We start from the raw sequence: 22,709 nt of genomic DNA, 5'->3' as shown, positions 1-22,709 counted from the left end.
CGTCCCCGCCGTACCGTCAGCCGCCCGACAGCATATGGAGCCGCAGGGCGAGTTGCAGCTCCAGGGCCCGGTCCGGGTCGTTCCAGTCGCGGCCCAGCAGGATCTGGATGCGGTCGAGCCGCTGCACCACCGTGTTGACGTGCACGTGCAGTTCGTCCTTCGCCCGGATCAGACTGCCGCCCGCGCCGAAGTACGCGGCGAGCGTGCGCACCAGATGCGTCCCGCGCCGCTCGTCGTAGCGCAGCAGCGGCCCCAGCGTGGCGGCGACGAAGCCGTCGACATCCCGCGCGTCTCCCAACACCACGCCCAGGAAGCCGAGTTCGTCGACACACGCCCCTTCGCCCGTACGCCCCAGCGCCCGCATGGCCCGCAGACAGCGCGCCGCCTCCAGGCAGGCGGCGGCCAGTTCGCGCGGACCCCGGGCGGGCCCGGTGGCGGCAACGGTGACGGGGGCCTGGACCAGCCGGCCGAGCTGCGCCGCCGCGGCCCGCGCCGCCTCCCCGGCGCCCGTTCCGTCCTCCTCGCACGCGACCAGCAGGACGACCGTTCCGGCGTGTTCGGCGCTCACCCCGTGGATGTCGCCGCCGAACAGATACCGCATGGCGGCGGAGGCGAGCCGCTCGCGGGCCCCGGCCTCGGCGACCAGCACCAGATGGGGCCGGTCCAGGTCGATGCCGAGGCGCCGGCCGCGTTCGGCCAGACCGGCCGGGTCACGTTCCGCGCCGCTCAGCAGATCGCCGATCAGCTCGCCCCTGATCCGGTTCTCGGTCTCGGCCACGGTGCGTCTGATCAGCAGCAGCAGACCCGTGACCACCGAAGCCCGTTCGAAGAGCCGCCGGTCGGAGTCGTCGAGCCGGTCGCGCCGGTGCAGCACGAGCCCGGCCAGCAGCTCCTGCCCGGCCAGCACCGCGCAGATCACCCGCCCGTCGCGGTGGACGGCGCGCGCCCCGGCACGGGACTCCTCGGCCGTCTCGGCCAGCCACCCGGCGTCCATGCTGTCGGCGGCGAAATCCGCACCGTCGGGACGGACGGCGGCCAGGGGCCGCCCGCCCGGGTCGTGGATGGTCAGCGGGCTGCCCAGCAGCCCGGCGACGGCCGCCGCGACGTCCTTGACGTCACGGCCGCGCAGCACCAGGTCCGTGAGCCGGTCGTGGGACTCCTCGGCCCGCCGCATGGCCGCCGAGTGCTCCCGTACCGCCGCGTTCGCCGCGGCCAGCTCCGCGTTGGCCCCGGCGAGTTCGTCGAGCGCGGAGCGGGTGTCGGCGAGAGCGCGGGCGGTGTCGATGGCGATCGCGGCGTGCGCGGCCAGCGAGCACAGCAGGGCGACCTCGTCCGGGCTGAAGACGCGGGAGGCGCGGTCGGCGGCGAAGAGGACGCCGATGACCTTTCCCGTACCGCCCCGGCTGGAGCCGAGCAGCAGGGGCACGCCCAGGATGGCGACGAGCCCTTCCGCGAGCACTCCGGCGTTGATGTCGCGGGTGTGGCGGAAGCGGTCGTCGGTGCCGTAGTCGGGGGTCGCGTACGGGCTCGCCGTCTGGGCCACCAGGCCACCGAGCCCTTCGCCGAGTTCGAGGCGCAGACGCTGGAAGACCACGGACACGGACCCGTCGGTCACCCGCATGTAGGTGTCCCCGGCCTCCTCGTCGGGGAGCGTGAGGTAGGCGGTGTCGGTGCCGAGCAGCATCCTGGCCCGCCGCACGATCGCCTTGAGTACCTCGTCCAGGTCCCGGGAGGCGGCCAGGTCACCCGCGGTGTCGAAGAGGGCGGTGAGCTGGAGTTCCCGGCGCCGGTGCTGACGCAGGGCGCCCCTGATCCGCAGGGCGGTGGAGGCCGCCTTCTCCACCTCGGCCAGTTCGCCCGCCGGCACCCCGGCCGCCCTCGCCTCCGAGGAGACGGCGCCCAGTGCCTCGGCGGGCGCGTCGTCGGCCAGCAGGTCGAGCAGGCGGCGCAGGAAGGGCGCGGCGGAGGAGGAGGGGAAGGGTGCAGACATGGGCGCCAGCGTTCTCGGGAGGCGGGGCGGACGGTCGGCGGACGGGGGGCAGCGGTGGCCGGGAGGGGACAGGGAGCACCGATGGTCAGGAGGGGACAGGTACCGGGGACAGGTACAGCGATCGGGCACAAGGGGCGGGCCGGGAGGGTCAGTTGGCGGTCCAGCCGCCGTCCATCGAGAGCGAGGTGCCGGTGATGTGACCGGTACGCGGTCCGCACAGCCACAGCACGGCCTCGGCGACCTCGGCGGGCTCGATCAGGCGCTTGATCGCGCTGCGCTCCAGCATCACCCGGCCCACCACTTCCTCCTCGGTGATGCCGTGGGTGCGGGCCTGCGACGCGATCTGGTTCTCGACCAGGGGCGTGCGTACGTAGCCGGGGCTCACGCAGTTGCTCGTCACCCCGTGCTCCGCCGCTTCGAGCGCGACCACCTTGCTGAGTCCTTCCAGTGCGTGCTTGGCCGACACATAGGCCGACTTGAAGGGGCTGGCGCGCAGTCCGTGGACGGACGAGATGTTCACGACGCGCCCCCAGCCGCGTTCGTACATGCCGGGCAGGGTGCGGCGCAAGATGCGGAACGGTGCTTCCACCATCACGCGGTGGATCAGCGCGAAACGCTCCGGCGGGAACTCGTGCACCGGTGCCACATGCTGGAGGCCCGCGTTGTTGACCACGATGTCCGGGTCGGCGGGCAGGGTGTCCACCACCCCGGGCACCGCGAGGTCGACCACCCAGGCCGTGCCCCCGATCCGTTCGGCCAGGGCCTTCGCGGGTTCGGCGGCCTTGTCCACCACGTGCACCCGGGCGCCCGCGGCGGCCAGCGCCTCGGCGCACGCCCGTCCGATGCCGCTCGCCCCGCCGGTCACCAGGGCGGTCCGCCCGGCCAGGAACCGGTCGGCGGCGGGGGACGGGGCGGGGGCCCGGTCGGAACTCGGGGAAGTCTGCATGGCCGTCACGGTAAGGACGCCGCGGCCCGCATCACACGGGGCCGGTACACACACCCTCGTACGGGGACATGGTGGCGGCGCACATGGTGCGGGGCGGGCCCCGGAAGCGACGGCGCGACCGCTCGGGGGCGCACAAGGACGCCGCCTCACACACCCGGGCGCCCGCCGCGTACCTCCTGAGCGCCGTCTCTCCGACGTACCGCACGGGTCGGTACACCAGGGCAGTCCGAGCGCGTCAGAGGGTGTCCTGGAAGTCGCCCTTGATCTCCTCGGGCAGCTCGCAGCCGTTCTTCACCGCGGTGAGGGAGACGGGCTGTTCGGTGCCGAAGCCGTCCATCGCGTAGTGCCGCGCGTACACCTTCCACCCCCGCTTGGTGAGGGTGCGGAAGGTGACGTCCTGCTCGGCGTGGCTCGTGGTGAGCTTCCAGCCCTGCTTCCGCAGGGCCTTGACCGTCGCGGCGAAGCCGTCGGCCGCATCCGCCGCCGGGGCGTCGGCCATCCACGGCGCCACGCACGTCCGCCAGTCCCCCTCGGGCATTCCGGCCGTGGAGTCGTCGCCGGGCGGCAGCCCCGAGGCGTCCGCCGCGGCGCCGACCTCGTTGGCCACCGCGTCCTTGGTGAACGGCGCGGTGGGCGACGGCGGCGGCTTCGGCGCGCTCCGGGCGTCCTGGTCCCCGAGGCCGCAGCCCGCGGCGCCGATCAGTATCGCGCTCATCACGGCAGCCGGTGCCGCCGCTCTTGTCCTACCCACAGGTGCTTCCCCGCCCGGTCGTTCGCTCCCGGGCGGGCGCCCGTGCGATCTTTTCCGGAGTTTCGCACGCGGCCTGACCTGGCGGGAAGCCCTTACCGCCCGTACCTTTACCGGCCCCGCCGCGCGGGCACGGCGAGGGGCTGCCCCGTAGCGCCCGCCGGGGATGGCGGGACAGCCCTCAGTCCTCCGGCGGGAACACCACCTCGCCCGAGCCGAGCAGCGTCAGCGTGATGGCCTCGACGGGACAGCCCTCCGCCGCCGCCAGGACCTTCTCGTTGGCGTCGCTCGACGCGTCGGCGGGGTGGGACTGCCGGGCGGAGTCCAGCCGGAAGCCGTCCGGGGCGTGGTTGACGCACATGCCGGAGCCGATGCAGACGCTCCGGTCGACCTCCACGTGCCAGCGGTCTCCCATCACGCCCCCTGGTATCCGGCCGGCAGGTGGATCATCTTGTGCTCGAAGTACTCGCCGTACCCCTCGGGCCCGAACTCCCGCCCCAGACCGGAGTTCTTGTAGCCGCCGAACGGGCCGAGCATGTCGAGGCTGAAGGTGTTCACGCTGTACGTGCCCGTCCTGATCCGGCGGGCGATGTCGATGCCGCGCTCGGTGTCGGCGGTCCATACGCTGCCGCTCAGCCCGTACTCGGAGTCGTCGGCGATCCGTACCGCCTCCTCCTCGTCCCCGTACGGGAGCAGGCAGATGACCGGGCCGAAGATCTCCTCGCGGGCGATGCGCATGGAGTTGTCGACATCGCCGAACAGGGTCGGTTCGACGTACCAGCCGCGTTCCTGGTCGGCCGGGCGGCTGCCGCCGGTCAGGATCTTGGCGCCCTCCTCCTGGCCGATGCGGATGTAGTCGAGGGAGCGCCGCTGCTGGCGTTGCGCGACCAGCGGGCCGAGTTCGGTCGCCGGGTCGAGCGGATCGCCGACCTTGAGCGCTCCGGCCGCCGCCGCGAACGCCTCGGCGATCTCCTCGTAGCGGGAGCGCGGGGCGAGGATACGGGTCTGGGCCACGCACGCCTGGCCGTTGATCATCCAGGCGAAGGGGACGATGCCCGCGACGGCGGCGTCCAGATCCGCGTCCGGGAGGATCACGGCGGCGGACTTGCCGCCCAGTTCCAGGGTGACGCGGGTCAGGTTGCGGGAGGCGACCTCCATGACCCGGCGTCCGGCGGCGACCGAGCCGGTGAAGGAGACCTTGTCGACGCCCGGGTGCCCGACCAGGTACTCGCTGACCTCACGGTCGGCGGGCAGGATCGACAGGACGCCCTCCGGCAGCCCCGCCCCGGCGGCGATCTCGGCCAGGATGTAGGCGTCCAGCGGTGTTTCGGGCGAGACCTTGAGCACGGCGGAGCAGCCCGCGAGCAGGGCGGGCGCGAGTTTGGCGGCGGCGGTGAACTGGGGGACGTTCCACGGCACGACGGCCGCGACCACCCCGACGGGTTCGCGGCGCACGAGCAGCGGGCCGAGGGCCCCGTCGCGCCGTTCCTCGTACGGGAAGGAGCGGGCGACCGTGAGCGCCGAATCCCAGACCATCATCGCGGCAAGCGCCTGCACCATGACGCTGGAGCTGTAGGGGGTGCCGTTCTGCGAGCTGATGACGCGGGCGAACTCCTCGTAGCGTACGGCGAAGGCGTCCTTGATCCGCGTGATCACCTCGATCCGCTCGTCGACGGTCATCCGCGGCCAGGGCCCCTCGTCGAAGGCCCGGCGGGCGGCGGCGACGGCGCGGTCCACATCGGCCTCGCACGCGTGCGGGACGCGGCCGATGACCTGTTCCGTGTGCGGCGAGATCACCTCGATGACGTCGCTGCCGAGCGGATCGGTCAACTCCCCGCCGATGAACAGTTTTCCGTGTTCCACGAACTCCGTCATGGCTACTGCCTCCCGCGACCGGCACGTACCTGACTGCGCATCCGACCAGCGCATCTGACTAGGTGTCAGAACTGATACCAGTTACCGTTCCAGGAGTCCACGGCTGCAACAAGTTCTCGTTACAGTGAGTCCGGCGCACACCGGGGGATCACCCGGTCGTCCGGAGACATCCCGGACGTCCGGACGGACGCCGGGGACAGAGAGGCGGAGCCCATGACGCAGGTGACCGACCACGGCGGAGGCGTCCACAGCATCAAGGTCCCGATCCCGGACAATCCCCTCGGCCACACCCTCGTCCACCTCGTCGACACCGGCCGGGGCCCGGTCCTGGTCGACACCGGCTGGGACGACCCGGAGGCCTGGGACACCCTCGTCGGGGGGCTCACCGCGCTCGGTGTCGCCGTCGCGGACCTCCACGGCGTCGTCATCACCCACCACCACCCGGACCACCACGGGCTGTCCGGCCAGGTCCGCGAGGCGTCCGGGGCCTGGATCGCGATGCACGCGGCGGACACCGAGATCGTCCGCCGCACCCGCGCGACGGAGCCCGCCGCCTGGCTGGCGTACCTCACGGAGAAGCTCGCCGCGGTCGGCGCCCCCGAGGAGCACCTCGCCCCGCTGCGCGCCGCCCGCGACAGGGGGCGGATGCGCACACTGCCCGGCCTGGGTGCCGCGCTGCCGGACCGGGAGATCGTGCCGGGTGAGCTGCTGGACCTCGCGGGGCGCCGGGTGCGGGCGATCTGGACCCCGGGGCACACCCCCGGCCATGTCTGCCTGCATCTGGAGGAGGACCACCCGGCGGGGCTGCCCGGCCGGGGGCGGCTGTTCTCCGGTGATCATCTGCTGCCCGGGATCAGCCCGCACATCGGGCTGTACGAGGACCCGGACGACACCACGGTCACCGACCCGCTCGGCGACTACCTCGACTCGCTGGAACGGATCGGCCGGCTCGGGGTCGCCGAGGTGCTGCCCGCGCACCAGTACGCGTTCACGGACGCCGCCGGGCGCGTACGGGAGCTGCTGGAGCACCACGAGGACCGGCTGACCGGACTGCTGGCGCTGCTCGCCGTGCCGCTCACCCCGTGGCAGCTGGCCGAGCGGATGGAGTGGAACCGGCCCTGGGCGCAGATCCCGCACACCTCGCGGTCCATCGCCGTCTCCGAGGCCGAGTCCCATCTGCGGCGCCTGGTGAAGCTGGGGCGCGCGGAGGCGGTGGTGGGCGGCGACCCGGTGACGTACGTCGCGGTGTGACCGAGCCCTCCGGCCCGGCCGCGGGGGAGGTCCCGCGCGCCCCGGTAGAGTGAGCAGGTCGTCATCATGCCCGTACAGGGGGAAGCCGGTGCGAATCCGGCGCTGACCGCGCAACCGTGAACCGCCGCACCGGTGGTGAGCCGGACCACCCTGCCGGCGCGTGACCGGCTCGTGCCACCGGGACCCCGGTGGCCGGCACCGTCGAGGTATACGGGGCCGGAGCCCGGTGCCTCGGTGTGCCCGTGCCCGGCCCTCGCAGGAGAGGCCCAGCCAGCCATGACCGTACGACGCAGCGTCAGCGCGCTCGTGACCACCGCCGTACTCCTGGCCGCCGCCGCTCCCGCCGCGGTCGCCGCACCGAGCCCTCCGCCGTCCGCGAAGGCCGACCTCCCGCCGGGCCTGTACGGCACCGGGGACCCGACGTACGACGGGGTCTGGCGGCAGTCGCTGGCCTTCCTCGCGCAGAAGGTCGAGTACGTCACGCCGGCCACGCAGTCGGTGCAGTGGCTGGTGGGCCAGCAGTGCGACAGCGGCGCCTTCCCCGCGTACCGGGACGCCGGCAAGCCGTGCGACGCGTCGACCGTCATGGACACCAACGCCACCGCCGCCGCCGTCCAGGCGCTCGTCGAGCTCGCCGTGCACCGCGAGGCCGTCGACAACGGCGTCAGCTGGCTGAAGTCAGTCCAGAACGAGGACGGCGGGTGGGGCTACAACGCGGGCAGCCCGAGCGACGCCAACTCCACCGCCGTCGTGATCGGCGCCCTCGCCAGGGCGGGCCTCCTGCTGGGCGACGTCACCACCGACGGCGGCCGCACCCCCTACGCCGCGCTCCAGAGCTTCGCCCTCCCGTGCGGCGGCAAGGACGGCGGCGCGTTCGCCTACCAGCCCGGCAAGGGCGGCAAGCTCACCGCCAACGCGGACGCCACGGCCGCCGGAGTGCTCGGTTCGATGGGCAAGGGCCTCGCCGTCGGGAACTCCAACGCGGTGAAGGGCCCCGTCTGCACGAAGGGCACCGGCCTCACCCCGGAGCAGACCGCGCAGAACGGGGCCCACTACCTCGCGGGCGCCCTCGGCGCCTCGCCCCACCTGAACCTGCCGCCGATGCCGGGCGCCGACGACACCACGCCGCAGCCCGACTTCGGCAACACCGCGGACGCGGTCGTCGCCCTGGCCGCCTCCGGTCACAAGGACAAGGCGGCCGCCTCGGTCCAGTGGCTGGAGAAGAACGCGAAGGGCTGGGCGCGGCAGGGCGGACCCGCCGCGACCGCCCAGCTGGTCCTCGCCGCGCACGCGACCGGCACGGACGCCCGTGACTTCGGCGGGGTCGACCTCGTCAAGCAGCTCAACGCGACCGGCCCGGCTCCCGCCGCCACCGCCGTCCCCTCGCCGACCGCGAGCGCCCAGCGGCCGAAGGGCGACACCAGCAGCGACGACGGCGCGCTCGGCGTCTGGTGGCTGGTCGGCATCGGCCTCGTCGTCGGCGTCGGCATCGGTTTCCTGATCAGCCGGCGTGGGAAGAACCCGCGGCTGTGAGGCGCGCGCGGGGCGGATCACCGCACCGGACACCGGCCACCCCACCGGCCACCCCACCGGCCGTCGCGCACATCGGCGCGCGGTCTGTCACGCGCACCGGCGCGCTGACCGCCGCTCTGCTGCTCGCCGTCGCCGCAGCCGTGTCGATGCTGCTGGGCGCCGGAACGGCGCACGCGGCCGGATACCGCTACTGGTCGTTCTGGGAGGGCAACGGGAAGACCTGGGAGTACGCCACCCAGGGGCCGTCCCTGGTCCGCCCGGACGACGGCACGGTGCAGGGTTTCCGGTTCTCCGTGAGCCAGGACTCCCAGGACGCGGCCCAGCCGCGCCGGGCCCCCGACTTCGGGGCGATCTGTGCGGGTACCCCGGCCGAGGACGGCACCAAGCGGGTCGCGCTGGTCATCGACTCCGGTACGGCGGCGGACGCCCCGGACGGGGAGACGCCGCCCGCGCCGCGTACCGCGTGTGCGCGGGTCGGACCGGACGCGAGCACCGCGGAGGCGCTCGCCTCGGTGGCGAAGCCACTGCGGTACAGCGGTGACGCGCTGCTCTGCGCGATCTCCGGCTATCCGGCATCGGGCTGCGGGGACCAGGTCTCCGGCGACGGTGACAGCGACGGTGACGGTGGCAGGAAGTCGGCCGCGCCCGGGGACACGACCCCGGACTCGGCGTCCGCCGCCGCCCAGGGGAACGATGACGGGAGCGGCGGCAGCCTGCCGTCGGCCGGTGTGCTGGTCGGTGTCGGCGCCGTGCTGCTGCTCGGGATCGCCGCCGTCCTCCAGGCCCGCCGCCGCCGATGACCCGCTCCACCGGCACGGCCCGGCTCCACCGTTCGCTGCGGGCGCCCGAGGCCGACCGCGGCAACGCGCTGCCCGCCGGGGCGTGGTGGCTGTGGGCCCTGGGGCTGGCCACGGCGGCTTCGCGGACCACCAACCCGCTGCTGCTCGGGCTGCTGGTCGGCGTCGCGGGCTATGTGGTGGCGGCGCGCCGTACGGACGCGCCGTGGGCCCGTTCGTACGGCGCGTTCCTCAAGCTCGGGCTCTTCGTCGTCGGGGTGCGGCTGCTGTTCTCGATGTTCCTCGGTTCGCCGATCCCGGGGACGCACACCGTGTTCACCCTGCCCGAAGTGCCCCTGCCCGACTGGGCGCAGGGGGTCAGGATCGGTGGCCGGGTCACCGCCGAGCAGCTGCTCTTCGCGCTGTACGACGGGGCCAAGCTGGCGACCCTGCTGATCTGTGTCGGTGCGGCGAACTCACTGGCCAACCCGGCCCGGCTGCTGAAGTCGCTGCCGGGCGCGCTGTACGAGGTGGGGGTCGCCGTCGTCGTCGCGATGACGTTCGCGCCCCACATGGTGGCCGACGTGGTGCGGCTGCGCACCGCACGGCGGCTGCGGGGCCGGCCCGCCGGGGGCATCGGGGCCGTCGCGCAGATCGGCCTGCCGGTGCTGGAGGGCGCGCTGGAGCGTTCGGTCGCGGTGGCGGCGTCGATGGACGCGCGCGGCTACGGGCGCAGCGCCCGGGTTCCGCCCGCCGTCCGGCACACCACGAATGTCCTCACCCTGGGCGGTCTGCTCGGGGTGTGCGCGGGCACGTACGGGCTGCTGGCCTCGCAGGGGGCGGTGTACGGGCTGCCGTTGCTGCTCGCCGGGCTGGTCGCGGCGATGGCCGGGCTGCGGCTCGGCGGGCGCCGTTCGGTACGGACCCGCTACCGCCCGGACCGGTGGGGGGCGCGGGCCTGGCTGGTGGCGGGCTCGGGTGTGGTGGTCGCGGCCGCGATGATCTGGGCGGGCGGCGTCGACGCGGAGGCGCTGCGCCCCGGCGTCGTCCCTCTCGTCGCCCCGGTGCTGCCGCTGTGGCCCGCGGCCGCGACGCTGATCGGGCTGCTGCCCGCGCTGGTCGCGCCGGTACCGCCGTCCCCCAACGGCCCCAAGGAGCAGGCGTGATCAGGTTCGAGCAGGTTTCCGTACGGTACGAGGGGACGGGCTCGCCCACCTTGTCGGGGGTCGATCTCACCGTGCCCGAGGGCGAGTTGGTGCTGCTCGTCGGCCCGTCCGGGGTCGGCAAGTCGACGCTGCTCGGAGCCGTGTCCGGTCTCGTTCCGCACTTCACCGGCGGGGTGCTGACCGGCCGGGTCACGGTCGGCGGCCGGGACACCCGTACCCACAAGCCCCGTGAACTGGCCGATCTGGTCGGCACGGTGGGCCAGGACCCACTGGCCCATTTCGTCACCGACACCGTCGAGGACGAGCTGGCGTACGGCATGGAGTCGCTGGGCCTGGCCCCCGAGGTGATGCGCCGCCGGGTCGAGGAGACGCTGGATCTGCTGGGCCTGGCCGAGCTGCGCGACCGGCCGATCGCCACACTGTCGGGCGGCCAGCAGCAACGGGTCGCGATCGGTTCGGTGCTCACACCGCACCCCGAGGTGCTGGTGCTGGACGAGCCGACGTCCGCGCTGGACCCGGCGGCGGCCGAGGAGGTCCTGGCCGTGCTCCAGCGGCTGGTGCACGACCTGGGCACGACGGTCCTGATGGCCGAGCACCGGCTGGAGCGCGTGGTCCAGTACGCGGACCAGGTCGTCCTGCTGCCGTCCCCCGGCGCAGCGCCGGTGATGGGCGCGCCCGCGGACATCATGGCGGTGTCGCCCGTACGTCCGCCGGTGGCGGAGCTGGGGCTGCTCGCGGGCTGGGACCCGCTGCCGCTGTCGGTGCGCGATGCCCGGCGCCGGGCATCGGGACTCCGGGACCGGCTGGCGTCGGTCCGTCCCCCCACCATGCCGGCCGGATCGGCGGGTACGGGGGCCGGCCAGGTGGGCACGGCGGCCACGGGGGACGGGCCGGCGGGTGCCGCGGCAGGCGGTCCGACGGGTGCTCCCGTGGGCGGTCCGGTGGGCGGTCCGGTGGGCGGTCCGGTGGGTGCTCCGGTGGGTGTCGCCCCGGTACCGGCCCCCGGTGCGGTGCGCCGCGGGCCGCTCGCCCGGCTGCTGGGGCGCGGGAGCGCCGCCCCCGCGCGGGACGCCGTCGCCGACCCCGTCACCCGGGTCGACGGCCTCGGGGTCCGGCGGGGCAGGGTCGAGGCCCTGCGCCGGGTGTCGCTCACCCTCGCCCCCGGCGAAACGGTGGCGCTGATGGGCCGCAACGGCGCGGGCAAGTCCACGCTGCTCGCCGCCCTCGTCGGCATGATCGAGCCCACCTCGGGCACCGTCCTCGTCGGCGGTCTGGCCCCAGCCCGTACGCATCCGCGCGAGATGGTGCGCCGGGTCGGGCTGGTCCCGCAGGAACCGCGCGACCTGCTGTACGCGGACACGGTGGCCGCCGAGTGCGCCGCCGCCGACTCCGACGCGGGCGCCGGGGCGGGCAGCTGCCGGGCCCTGGTCTCGGAGCTGCTGCCCGGCGTACCGGACGACATCCACCCCCGCGACCTCTCCGAGGGCCAGCGGCTCGCGCTGGCCCTGGCCGTCGTCCTCACCGCGCGTCCCCCGCTCCTGCTCCTGGACGAGCCGACCCGCGGCCTCGACTACGCGGCCAAGGCCCGGCTGGTGGGCGTGCTCCGCGGGCTGGCCGAAGACGGGCACGCCATCGTCCTGGCGACGCACGACGTGGAGCTCGCGGCCGAGGTGGCCCACCGGGTGGTGATCCTCGCCGACGGGGAGGTCGTCGCGGACGGCCCGACCGGGCAGGTGGTGGTCTCCTCGCCCGCGTTCGCCCCGCAGACCGCGAAGGTGCTGGCCCCGCAGGAGTGGCTGACCGTGACGCAGGTACGTACGGCTCTGGAGGGCACCGCATGACGAGCACCGCTCTGGGGGGCACCGCATGACGGGCACGACGGACCGATCCGGTACGGACGGGGCCCGCGTGACGGACGGGACGGGGCCGCCGCACGGGACCGGGGCGACAGGCCCGGACGCGCCGACCGGCCGACGGGCGCGGCCGGTGCGGCTCGGGCCCCGGGCGATCGCCGCGCTCGTCCTGGTCAGCGCGATCGGCGTGGGCGCCTTCGGCTGGCCGCTGCTCGCCGCCGAGGAGTTCGGTCTCGCGCACGCGCAGGACGCGCCGTGGCTCTTCGGGGCGCTGCTGCCGCTGCTCGTCGGGGTGGTCGTGGCGATGATCGCCGACTCCGGCCTGGACGCGAAGGCGGTCGCGATGCTGGGGGTGCTGGCGGCGGTCGGTGCCGCGCTGCGCCCGCTGGGGGCGGGGACGGCGGGCCTGGAACCGATGTTCTTCCTGATGGTGCTGAGCGGCCGGGTGCTGGGGCCGGGCTTCGGCTTCGTGCTCGGCGCGGTGACCATGTTCGCGTCCGCGCTGCTCACGGGCGGGGTGGGCCCGTGGATGCCGTTCCAGATGCTGTCGATGGGCTGGTTCACGATGGGCGCGGGGCTGCTGCCCGGCCCGGACCGGCTGCGCGGCCGGGCGGAGCTGCTGATGCTGGCGGCCTACGGCTGTGCGGCGGCGTTCGCGTACGGCACGGTGATGAACCTGTACGGCTGGACGCTGGTGACGGGGCTCGGCTCGGGCATCTCGTTCGTGGCGGGCGACCCGCTGTCCGAGAACCTGGCCCGCTTCCTGGCGTACTGCACGGCGACCTCGCTCGGCTGGGACCTGGGCCGGGCCGTGCTCACGGTGGCCCTGACACTCACGGTCGGACCCACCCTGCTGAGGGCCCTGCGCCGGGCCACCCGCCGCGCCGCCTTCGAGGCCCAGGTCACATTCGAGGTTCCGAAGGGGTGAAGGACCCCACAGGACCTTGGTCCTCCACTACCGGGGGCAGTAGGTCCACCACCGCACCCTTCACCCCGCCGAACCCGGATCGACCTGGCCCGATGCGCTTGCTCCCCTGAGGGACCTTGGTCCCTGAGTGCGAGGCGAGGTCGTACCGGGGGTCGTTGCGGCGGCCGGACGCCGCCGCTAACCATGGATCACGTCGCCGAGCACCACAGGGTCCGCACAGACGGACCGAGTTCCACGGGTGCGGAGCGCCGGTCACCGGACTGCGGTCATCGATCGCCGTACGGTCCCGACCGGCCGCGACTCCCCCGTCCCCGACGTTAGGTCTGTCTCCCGTGTCGTTCGCCCGTCGCATCCTCGCCCAGCCCCGCACCGCCCGCCGCAGGGGTGTCGTCACCGGCGCCGCCGTGCTGCTCGGCGCCTCCGGTCTGGCCCTGGGCGTCACCCCGGCGATGGCCGCCGCCCCGGCCGCCGCGCCGACGTCCGCCGCGGGCGCACAGGCCACGGCGAAGAAGATGATCGACGACAGCTCCCAGTACCAGTGCTTCCACAAGATCGTGGAGCACGAGAGCGGCTGGGACGTGAATGCCTCCAACGCCTCCTCCGGCGCCTACGGCCTGGTCCAGGCCCTCCCCGGCTCCAAGATGGCCTCGGCCGGAGCCGACTGGCAGACCAACCCCAAGACCCAGATCAAGTGGGGCGTGGACTACATGGAGGACCGTTACGGCAGCCCGTGCGGCGCCTGGGACTTCTGGCAGTCCAACGGCTGGTACTGAGCCACCGACCGCACGCACCACTGCGCCACCGCACCACCGCATGACGTACGAAGCCGTGTGACGCACGAAGCCGTGTGACGCACGAAGCTGCGTGACCGTACGAAGCCGTGCGACGTACGAAGCCCCCGACCGGATGTGTGTCCGGCCGGGGGCTTCGGCGTTCCCTCGGACCCGCGTCACGAGCAGCGCCGCGGGCTGCGCGCCTACAGCCTCTGGATGATCGTGCCGGTCGCCAGCGCCCCGCCCGCGCACATCGTGATGAGGGCGAACTCCTTGTCCCGGCGCTCCAGTTCATGCAGGGCCGTGGTGATCAGCCGGGCCCCGGTGGCGCCGACCGGGTGGCCGAGGGCGATCGCTCCCCCATTGACGTTGACCTTCGCCAGCCCGTCGAGGTCCCCGTCGAATTCCCGTGCCCAGCTCAGCACCACCGAGGCGAAAGCCTCGTTGATCTCGACGATGTCGATGTCCTTGAGCGACATGCCCGCCTTGCCGAGCACCGCGCGGGTCGCGTCGATGGGCCCGTCGAGGTGGAAGTGCGGGTCGGAACCGACCAGGGCCTGCGCGACGATTCGGGCCCGCGGCTTGAGCTTGAGAGCCCGCGCCATCCGCTTGGACGCCCACATGATGGCGCAGGCGCCGTCCGAGATCTGCGAGGAGTTGCCCGCGGTGTGGACGGCGGTGGGCATGACCGGCTTGAGACCGCCGAGCCCCTCCAACGTGGTGTCCCGCAGCCCTTCGTCGCGGTCGACGAGCCGCCACATGCCCTGCCCGGCCGCCTGCTCCTCCTCGGTGGTCGGCACCTGGACGGCGTACGTCTCACGTTTGAAGCGCTCCTCGGCCCAGGCGGCTGCCGCCCGTTCCTGCGAGAGCAGGCCGAGCGCGTCGACGTCCTCCCGGGTCAGGCCGCGCCTGCGGGCGATGCGCTCGGCGGCCTCGAACTGGTTGGGCAGATCGATGTTCCACTCGTCCGGCCAGGGCTTTCCCGGACCGTGCTTGGAGCCGCTGCCCAGCGGTACGCGTGACATCGCCTCCACGCCGCAGCTGATGCCGACGTCGATGACCCCGGCCGCGATCATGTTGGCGACCATGTGGGAAGCCTGTTGCGAGGAACCGCACTGGCAGTCCACGGTGGTGGCGGCGGTCTCGTACGGCAGCCCCACGGCCAGCCAGGCGTTGCGGGCCGGGTTCATGGACTGCTCACCGGCATGGGTGACCGTGCCGCCGACGATCTGTTCGACGCAGTCGGCCTGGATTCCGGTGCGGCCGAGAAGTTCTCTGTAGGTCTCGCCCAGCAGGTAGGCGGGGTGCAGATTGGCGAGCGCACCCTGGCGCTTGCCGATGGGGGTGCGAACGGCTTCGACGATGACGGGTTCCGCGGCCATGAGCTCGTCCTCTCCTCGCACTTCCGCTGGGGCGTCCCGGCACCCACGGAAGGAACTAGTACGCGTTCTAGTTCTGCAAGCAGTCTCATGAGGCTTACCCCCGGTACGCAAGGGGCGTGCACGCACCTTTCGCGTACCTCGCACGCACCGCGCACGGGTCCCGCGCGCCGCACGAGCCCCCGATGGACCCTTGACGACCGGGCGTCGGGTCCGGTGGGGCCGTGACGGGCAACGGGGTCCGGTGGAGCCGTGGCGGGCAACCGATCCAGCCACGCCTCTTGCCACTTGTGGAACTCGTTACTACCTTTCGGGCAACATCTGATGGACCGTCAGGGAGTGGCCGTCAGAGAGTTCGCCGCCAGACCTGGAGTGGAGAGGTGCCCATGCGCTGCCCCCATCTGCCCGATGGTTTCGACTTCACCGATCCCGACCTGCTCCAAGCCCGGGTTCCCCACCCGGAGTTCGCCCTGATGCGGCAGACCTCGCCCGTCTGGTGGTGCACCCAGCCCGCCGGGATCTCCGGCTTCGACGACGAGGGCTACTGGGCCGTCACCCGCCACGAGGACGTCAAGTACGTCTCCACCCACCCGGAGCTCTTCTCCTCCAGCACCAACACCGCGGTCATCCGCTTCAACGAGACGATCAGCCGTGACCAGATCGAGGTCCAGAAGCTGATCATGCTGAACATGGACCCGCCGGAACACACCCGGGTCCGCCAGATCGTTCAGCGCGGCTTCACTCCCCGCGCCATCCGGTCGCTGGAAAAGGCCCTGCGCAGCCGGGCCCGCTCCATCGTCGAGACGGCCCTCGCCGCCGCGGACGACGAGGGCTCCTTCGACTTCGTCACCAACATCGCCGTGGAACTCCCGCTCCAGGCCATCGCCGAACTCATCGGCGTACCCCAGGAGGACCGGTCCAAGATCTTCGACTGGTCCAACAAGATGGCGGCGTACGACGATCCGGAGTATGCGATCACCGAAGAGGTCGGCACGGAGGCGGCCATGGAGATCGTCTCGTACGCGATGAATCTGGCGGCCGCCCGCAAGGAATGTCCGGCCAAGGACATCGTCTCCCAGCTGGTGGCGGCGGAGGGTACGGGCAACCTCTCCTCCGACGAGTTCGGTTTCTTCGTGATCCTGCTGGCGGTGGCCGGCAACGAGACCACCCGTAACGCCATCAGCCACGGCATGCACGCGTTCCTGACCCACCCCGACCAGTGGGAGCTCTACAAGCGCGAGCGCCCGGAGACGACGGCCGAGGAGATCGTCCGCTGGGCCACGCCCGTGGTCTCCTTCCAGCGGACCGCCACCCAGGACCTGGAGTTGGGCGGTCAGCGGATCAAGAAGGGGGACCGGGTCGGGCTGTTCTACTCCTCCGCCAACAACGACCCGGAGGTGTTCGACGCCCCGGAGACCTTCGACATCTCCCGCGACCCCAACCCGCACCTCGGCTTCGGCGGCGGCGGACCGCACTTCTGCCTCGGCAAGTCCCTGGCCGTCATGGAGATCAACCTGATCTTCAACGCCATCGCTGACGTACTGCCCGATCTGCGGCTGCTGGAGGATCCGCGGCGGCTTCGCTCCGCCTGGCTCAACGGCATCAAGCAGCTACAGGTCGGCACGTCGGCCACCGGCTGACGGCGGCCGACCGCCGTCGCCCGACCACCAACCACCGTCCAGCGGCTGACGGCTGACGGCTGACGGCTGACCGCTGACCGCTGACCGCTGACGGCTAACCGCTGACCACTTGCGACGTCCGGCGATGGCTCATCCGCACGGGCGTCGCGGGGCCTCCGGGGCCCGCTGCGGGAGGCGTCGGAGCTGCGGGGATCATGAGGTCCATGCATGACCTGCTCTCCGGCTTCGCCCCCATCTGGACGCTCACCGCGATCGGTTACGCCGTCGCGCGCGGCGGGCTGCTCGGGCCGGCGGCGGAGGCCGTGCTCGGGCGGTTCGTCTTCCATGTGGCCATGCCCGCCGCCCTGTTCATGATGGTCTCCCGCGCCCGCCTCGGCTCGTTCGTGAACCCGTCGGTGCTCGCCTTCGCCGCGGGCACGGCCCTCGTCTCCGCAGTCGGCTTCGTCGTGGCCCGGCGCTTCTTCGGACGCGGGACCGCGGAAGGGGCGATCAGCGGCATGGCGTCCGGCTATGTGAACTCCGCCAACCTCGGCATCCCGGTGGCGGTCCAGGTGCTGGGCGACGCGTCGTTCGTCGCGCAGATCATCCTGTTCCAGGTGCTGCTCGTCTCCCCGGTGATCCTCACGCTCCTGGACCGCGGCACGGACCGGTCGAACACGCACTGGAAGGCCGGGTTCCGCCGCATGCTGACCATGCCGGTGCGCAACCCGATCATCATGGCCTCGCTGCTCGGCCTGCTCGTCTCGGCCACCGGGGTGCGCCCGCCCCTCGCCGTGGCCCACTCGCTCGACCTGCTCGGCGCCGCCGCCGTACCCACCGCGTTGATCACCCTCGGGCTGTCGCTGCACGGCCGCCCGGACACGGAGGCGGCCGAGGAGGGGGCGGGGGTGCCGGGGAGCCGGTCGGAGGTCGCGACGGTGGTCGCGCTCAAGACCCTGCTGCAACCGCTGATCGCCTTCGCCGTGGGCGGACCGCTGCTGCTGGACCTGCCGGAGCACCAACTCCTCGCCGTGGTCCTCTGCTCCGCGCTGCCGACCGCCCAGAACGCCTTCATCTACGCCCGTCAGTACGGCCTGGACACCACGCTCGCCCGTAACGCCGTGGTGGCCTCCACGGTGGTGTCGATGGCCACACTGTCCTTCGCGACATGGGCCCTCGGACCTTCACGGGGGTGAGCCGTTCGAGTGGCGGAGGGTCTGGTTCCGGCGGATGCCGGCGGGACGCGGCGATCCACGCCGAAGGGGTGCCGGGGCGGTGAAACGCGTCCCGGCACCCCTTCGGCCTGCGGTGATACGAAGGTCAAGCGGTGCGTGGCGGCCGGGGGCCCTTGCCTGCCGCCCCCGTCGGCCGACGGGGCTACTGCCTCGGCCGGGGCGGGGCTACCGTCCCGGCCGAGGCAGAGCTACGGTCCCGGCCGACGGGCTACTGCTTGCCGCCCGCCATTTCACCGACCGTCCTTGCGTCGGCGCCCTTCTCGGCGCCCTCCGTCCCGCTGTCCGCCGCGGCTTGCGCGCCCGCATCGGCTTCCGCGGCTTGCGCGCCGCCCGTATCGGCTTCCGCGTCTTCCTTGCCCGCACCGGCCTCCCCATGCGGATTCGCGTTCCCTGCCGTCACGAGTTGCAGCGCCCTGCGCCCCGACAGCAGATACGTCAGCCCGAAGCCCATCGACACGACCAGCGCACCGCCGACCGCGTCCAGCACCCAGTGGTTGCCGGTCGCCACGATGGCGGAGACCGTGAAGAGCGGATGCAGCAGGCCCAGCGCCTTCATCCACATCTTCGGCGCCAGCACGACGATCACCACGCCGCACCACAGCGACCAGCCGAAGTGCAGCGACGGCATCGCCGCGTACTGGTTGGTCAGCGTCGTCAGCGTCCCGTAGTCCGGCTTCGCGAAGTCCTGCACCCCGTGGACCGTGTCGATGAAGCCGAGCCCCGGCATCAGGCGCGGCGGGGCCAGCGGGTAGAGCCAGAAGCCGACGAGCGCGAGGAGCGTGGCGAACCCGATGGAGCTGCGGGCCCAGCGGTAGTCGGCGGGGCGGCGCGCGTACAGCACGCCCAGGATGGTCAGCGGCACGATGAAGTGGAACGTGGAGTAGTAGTAGTCGAAGAACTCACGCAGCCAGTTGATCTTCACGACCGCGTGGTTGGCCCAGTGCTCGATGTCGATGTGGAGCCACTGTTCGATGGAGTGGATCTGGCGGCCGTGCTCCTCGGCGGTGGCCCGGCCCGCGGTCGCCGCCAGCCTGACCTGCGCGTACGCGGAGTAGACGACCCGGATGAGCAGGAGTTCCAGCAGCAGGTTCGGGCGGCTGAACACCCGGCGCCAGAACGGCAGGAGCGGCACGCGTCTCCAGCGTGACGCGACGGGCTTCGCGTACACGGTGGGGATCGGCTGCTGCCAGTACATCGAGGTGCGCGACAGGAACGGCGCCGCGCAGGCCGCCCCGAGCGCCGCGAGAAGCAGGACGTTGTCGCGTACGGGGAGCAGGGCCCCGATGTTCGGCAGCAGCATCTTTCCGGGCAGCGTGATCACCAGCACCACGACGGCCGGCCAGACCAGCCGGTCGGCGGCCCGCTTTCCGACCCGGCCGACCACCGCGAGGAGCACCCACAGCAACTGGTGCTGCCACGCGGTCGGCGAGACGGCGACGACGACACAGCCCGTCACGGCGACGGCGAGGAGCAGTTGGCCGTCCTGCGCGTAGCGCACCGCACGCCGCAGTCCGAGAAGGACGACCGCGGCTGCCAGGGCGAGGAAGAGGACGATCTCCACCGGGCCCTCCAGGCCGAGCCGGAGCAGTGCACCGTGCAGCGACTGGTTGGCGAGGCTGTCCGGCCGTTCACCGAGCCCGGCGCCCGCGACATGGTGCACCCAGTAGGTCCAGGAGTCGTGCGGCATGGCGGCCCAGGCCACGGCGGTGCCGACGGCGAAGGTCGCCCCGCTCGTCGCGGCCGCCCGGCGCCGGCCGGTCAGCCAGAGCAGGGCCGCGAACAGCAGGACGGTCGGCTGGAGGGCGGCCGCGATGCCGATCAGGATGCCGGACGCCCGTTCGCCCCGGGCCACGAAGCAGCCGAGCAGGACGAGCAGGACGGGCAGGATGCTGGTCTGGCCGAGATACAGCGCGTTGCGGACGGGCAGCGACAGCATGAGCAGACTGATCGCCACGGGAGCGGCGAGGAGCGTCGTACGGCGGCTGACGGGTGCGGGCAGGGCGCGGGCCGCGACGATGCCGAGGGCGGCGACGAGCAGCAGGGAACCGAACGTCCACGCGACCCCCAGTGCCTGTTCGGCCGAGGCGCTGAGCGGTTTCAGAACCAGCCCGGCGAAGGGCGTCCCGGTGAACCGGTCGGAGTCGTACAGGGACCCCGGCACATGCAGGACTCCGTTCTCACCGATCCATGTCTCCAGGTCGGTGAGTCGTTCGCCCGGTGGTTGCCGGAGCACCACCGTCATCTGCCGTACCGCCAGCACAGCCACGACCAGCCAGAGCACGATCCGGGTCATCCCGGTCCTCGTCTCCGCGTCCGTGGCCGCGTTACCGCGCACACTGTGATCCGCATTCGCCACGCTGCGCCGACCCTCCCGCCGTTCCATGCACTGCCCCTTCGACTCGGGGACGTGCGGATGAAGCCTCGCATTGCCCTATGAGGTAGACACAATCAACCCCCTCTTCGCCTGACTGTCACCGCACTTTTGTCCGAAAGAATGCTCGAACGTCATGATCCACGCGGAACGGGCAGGCGTGGGACGGGCGGGAGCGGGGCGGGCGGGTGGCAGGCCGACGTCCGGATCGCTTGAGGTTCCGGGGTTGGTCCTCATGGACCGGTGTGCCCCCCTGCCGGGTGGTGAGCAGCGGAACCCCCGCCCGGCGCACGCCGAGCGCGAGGAGCTGTTCGGTGACCTGAACAGTCGTACGCAGGGTGAGGCGAGGGACCCCGAGCGGCCCCCAGCCCCCGGGCTCCGGGCTCCGGGCTCCGGGCTCCGGGCTCCGGGCTCCCGGCTCCCGGCTCCCGGCTCCCGGCTCCCGCAGGACGAAATCTCGTCGTCATCCGATCATGCGCTTGTCAGAATGAGCCACATGACGTGGATCGTGACCCCTGAACACTTCGACTCCCCCGACGCGGCCGTGCTGCGCCGGGACTATTACGACGAGGTGGCCAGCCGCTACTGGCAGCGGCCCGCCACCGCCGAGGAGATCGACGAGGGGCTCACCGACGACGGCGTCGACCTGCTCGTACCGCCGACCGGGCAGTTCGTCGTCGGCCGCTACGAGGGCAGACCCGCGAGCTGCGCCGGACTCGTGGTGACGGAACCGGACGCGGGGACGGGGACGGGGACGGGGGAGCTGACCCGGGTGTTCGTACGCCCCGAGTTCCGGGGCACCGGGGGCGGCGGGCAGCTGCTGGCGGCGATCGAGAGCGCGGCTCGCGCGTTCGGGCTGCGGCAGCTCCGGCTCGACACCCGCAACGATCTGGTCGAGGCGCGCGGTCTGTACACGAAGCACGGCTATCGGGAGGTTCCGGCGTTCCACCACCGCAACCAGTACGCGGAGCACTGGTTCGCCAAGGAGCTGTGACGCGGGACGGGGTTCACAGGACAGGGTTCACGGGACGGGCCCGCCCGTCCGTCAGGCCGCGTGGTCGCGGCGTGGTTCCGGCATGTGCGGCCGTTCCTTGCTCGATCCGCTCACCTCGGCGGTCAGCTCGGTGACCAGCCTGACCAGATCGGTGGGCCGCTCCGGTCCCCACCAGTCGCCCAGCAGTTCGGCGAGCGAGTCCTCGCGGGCCTGGCCGAGCCGGACCACGGCCTCCGCCCCCTCGTCGGTGAGGACCATCTGCACCCCCTCGCGCCGGGCCAGACCGCGCTCCTCCACCTGGCGTGCCGCCTCGCTGATCACCCTGAGGGGTACGGGGGCGACGTCGGCGAGCCGGGCGGGTTCGACGGTGCCGTGCCGCTTGATCCGGAGCAGCAGCCAGCTGGCCGCGGGCAACAGGTCGTAGCCCGCCCTCTCGGTGATCTTCACGTAGATCTCGCGGCGCCCCTCGCGGGTGGCGAGCACCGACAGGGCGCGGGCGCATTCGTCGTACGAGGAACGCTCCACCGGGTTCGACGCCAGGGTCTGGGTCGTGTCGGGGGCGGTCACCGAGCCCCGCAGCTTGTCCTCCTTGAGGAACCAGGTGAAGGCGAAGGCGACCAGGACGACGGGGGCCGCGTACAGGAAGACATCCGTGATCGAACTTGAGTACGCGTTGAGGATCGCGGGGCGCAGATCGGCGGGAAGCCGGCCGATGGCCCGCGGGTCGGCGGCCAGCCGGTCCGCGCTGACCCCTGACGGCAGCGAACGGCCCTGGAGGGCGTCGGCCAGGTTGCCGCCGAGCCGGCTGGTGAAGATGGCGCCGAAGATGGCCACGCCGAACGAGGCGCCGATGGAGCGGAAGAAGGTCGCGCCCGAGGTGGCGACGCCCAGGTCCTCGTAGGTCACGGCGTTCTGGACTACCAGCACGAGGACCTGCATCACCAGGCCGAGCCCGGCGCCGAAGACGAAGAAGTAGACGCTCATCTCCAAGGTGGAGCTGGACGCGTCGAGGCGGTGGAGCAGCAGCAGACCGGCCGCGGTGAGGGCGGTGCCGGCGACGGGGAAGATCTTCCAGCGGCCGGTGTGGCTGACGAGCTGGCCGGAGCCGGTCGAGGTGATCAGCAGGCCGAACACCATGGGCAGCATGTGCACACCCGACATGGTCGGCGTAATGCCGTGCACCACTTGGAGGAACGTCGGCAGATAGGTCATCGCGCCGAACATCGCGAAGCCGACGACGAAGCTGATGACGGCGACGAGGCTGAAGGTCCT

At 72.6% G+C, this 22,709-nt stretch carries 18 protein-coding genes; 10 read left to right on the top strand and 8 right to left on the bottom strand.

What is annotated here, in order from left to right; all coding sequences use genetic code 11:
• Window positions 1-16 precede the first annotated feature (16 nt).
• The 5 genes from A6A29_RS30135 to A6A29_RS30115 all read right to left on the bottom strand — a co-directional run bounded on the left by A6A29_RS30135 (window position 17) and on the right by A6A29_RS30115 (window position 5,559).
• Window positions 17-1,990: a helix-turn-helix domain-containing protein gene (locus tag A6A29_RS30135; RefSeq protein WP_073724859.1), complete on the bottom strand. Its 1,974-nt coding sequence runs from the start codon at window positions 1,988-1,990 to the stop codon at window positions 17-19.
• 148 nt (window positions 1,991-2,138) lie between these two features.
• Entirely contained in the window at window positions 2,139-2,936 is a 798-nt protein-coding gene (locus A6A29_RS30130) for a 3-hydroxybutyrate dehydrogenase (protein WP_073724857.1), read from the bottom strand.
• A gap of 235 nt (window positions 2,937-3,171) precedes the next feature.
• The gene (locus A6A29_RS30125) at window positions 3,172-3,651 is read right to left on the bottom strand and encodes a hypothetical protein (protein ID WP_073724855.1); all 480 of its coding nucleotides are present in this window, start codon (window positions 3,649-3,651) and stop codon (window positions 3,172-3,174) included.
• Window positions 3,652-3,865: 214 nt separating this feature from the next.
• On the bottom strand, window positions 3,866-4,099 hold the full coding sequence (locus A6A29_RS30120; protein WP_073724853.1) for a ferredoxin: 234 nt from the start codon (window positions 4,097-4,099) through the stop codon (window positions 3,866-3,868).
• Window positions 4,099-5,559: an aldehyde dehydrogenase gene (locus A6A29_RS30115; RefSeq protein ID WP_073724850.1), complete on the bottom strand. Its 1,461-nt coding sequence runs from the start codon at window positions 5,557-5,559 to the stop codon at window positions 4,099-4,101. The genes A6A29_RS30120 and A6A29_RS30115 overlap by 1 nt, the downstream gene beginning before the upstream one ends.
• Window positions 5,560-5,772: 213 nt before the next feature.
• On the opposite strand from A6A29_RS30115, the gene A6A29_RS30110 reads away from it, so the two are divergent.
• From A6A29_RS30110 to A6A29_RS30080, 7 genes are all read left to right on the top strand, one after another.
• Window positions 5,773-6,810, top strand: coding sequence for an MBL fold metallo-hydrolase (locus A6A29_RS30110; protein WP_073724848.1), 1,038 nt, complete (start codon window positions 5,773-5,775; stop codon window positions 6,808-6,810).
• Between the two features lie 276 nt (window positions 6,811-7,086).
• The gene (locus tag A6A29_RS30105; RefSeq protein ID WP_073724846.1) at window positions 7,087-8,343 is read left to right on the top strand and encodes a prenyltransferase/squalene oxidase repeat-containing protein; all 1,257 of its coding nucleotides are present in this window, start codon (window positions 7,087-7,089) and stop codon (window positions 8,341-8,343) included.
• Between the two features lie 146 nt (window positions 8,344-8,489).
• A complete protein-coding gene (locus A6A29_RS30100; RefSeq protein WP_073725455.1) occupies window positions 8,490-9,143 on the top strand; it encodes an SCO2322 family protein in 654 nt (217 codons plus the stop codon).
• Window positions 9,140-10,285, top strand: coding sequence for an energy-coupling factor transporter transmembrane component T (locus tag A6A29_RS30095; RefSeq protein WP_073724844.1), 1,146 nt, complete (start codon window positions 9,140-9,142; stop codon window positions 10,283-10,285). Before A6A29_RS30100 ends, A6A29_RS30095 begins: the two co-directional genes overlap by 4 nt.
• Window positions 10,282-12,126: an ABC transporter ATP-binding protein gene (locus A6A29_RS30090; protein WP_073724842.1), complete on the top strand. Its 1,845-nt coding sequence runs from the start codon at window positions 10,282-10,284 to the stop codon at window positions 12,124-12,126. Before A6A29_RS30095 ends, A6A29_RS30090 begins: the two co-directional genes overlap by 4 nt.
• Window positions 12,127-12,151: 25 nt before the next feature.
• Complete coding sequence (locus tag A6A29_RS30085) at window positions 12,152-13,066, top strand: ECF transporter S component (protein WP_079183089.1); 915 nt, start codon at window positions 12,152-12,154, stop codon at window positions 13,064-13,066.
• A 332-nt stretch (window positions 13,067-13,398) separates the two neighbouring features.
• Window positions 13,399-13,839, top strand: a complete 441-nt coding sequence (locus A6A29_RS30080) for a transglycosylase SLT domain-containing protein (RefSeq protein WP_073724840.1) — start codon at window positions 13,399-13,401, stop codon at window positions 13,837-13,839.
• 203 nt (window positions 13,840-14,042) lie between these two features.
• Here A6A29_RS30080 and A6A29_RS30075 read toward each other — a convergent pair whose 3' ends face one another.
• Window positions 14,043-15,221, bottom strand: coding sequence for a steroid 3-ketoacyl-CoA thiolase (locus A6A29_RS30075; protein ID WP_073724838.1), 1,179 nt, complete (start codon window positions 15,219-15,221; stop codon window positions 14,043-14,045).
• Between the two features lie 383 nt (window positions 15,222-15,604).
• Between A6A29_RS30075 and A6A29_RS30070 the strand changes: the two genes are divergently transcribed.
• The gene (locus A6A29_RS30070) at window positions 15,605-16,858 is read left to right on the top strand and encodes a cytochrome P450 (RefSeq protein ID WP_073724836.1); all 1,254 of its coding nucleotides are present in this window, start codon (window positions 15,605-15,607) and stop codon (window positions 16,856-16,858) included.
• Window positions 16,859-17,061: 203 nt separating this feature from the next.
• Complete coding sequence (locus A6A29_RS30065; protein ID WP_241838724.1) at window positions 17,062-18,033, top strand: AEC family transporter; 972 nt, start codon at window positions 17,062-17,064, stop codon at window positions 18,031-18,033.
• A 247-nt stretch (window positions 18,034-18,280) separates the two neighbouring features.
• Here A6A29_RS30065 and A6A29_RS30060 read toward each other — a convergent pair whose 3' ends face one another.
• Window positions 18,281-20,455 carry a bifunctional glycosyltransferase 87/phosphatase PAP2 family protein gene (locus A6A29_RS30060; RefSeq protein ID WP_079183088.1) on the bottom strand — a complete coding sequence of 725 codons (2,175 nt, stop codon included), beginning with the start codon at window positions 20,453-20,455 and terminating at the stop codon, window positions 18,281-18,283.
• Between the two features lie 484 nt (window positions 20,456-20,939).
• Between A6A29_RS30060 and A6A29_RS30050 the strand changes: the two genes are divergently transcribed.
• Window positions 20,940-21,437, top strand: a complete 498-nt coding sequence (locus A6A29_RS30050) for a GNAT family N-acetyltransferase (RefSeq protein ID WP_073724828.1) — start codon at window positions 20,940-20,942, stop codon at window positions 21,435-21,437.
• 51 nt (window positions 21,438-21,488) lie between these two features.
• Here A6A29_RS30050 and A6A29_RS47145 read toward each other — a convergent pair.
• A partial coding sequence (locus A6A29_RS47145) for an MFS transporter (RefSeq protein ID WP_241838723.1) occupies window positions 21,489-22,709 on the bottom strand: 1,221 nt, incomplete at its 5' end.

The sequence above is a fragment of the Streptomyces sp. TSRI0281 genome (assembly GCF_001905125.1).
GTDB lineage: Bacteria > Actinomycetota > Actinomycetes > Streptomycetales > Streptomycetaceae > Streptomyces.
This window is presented reverse-complemented; position numbering and strand designations above follow the sequence as displayed.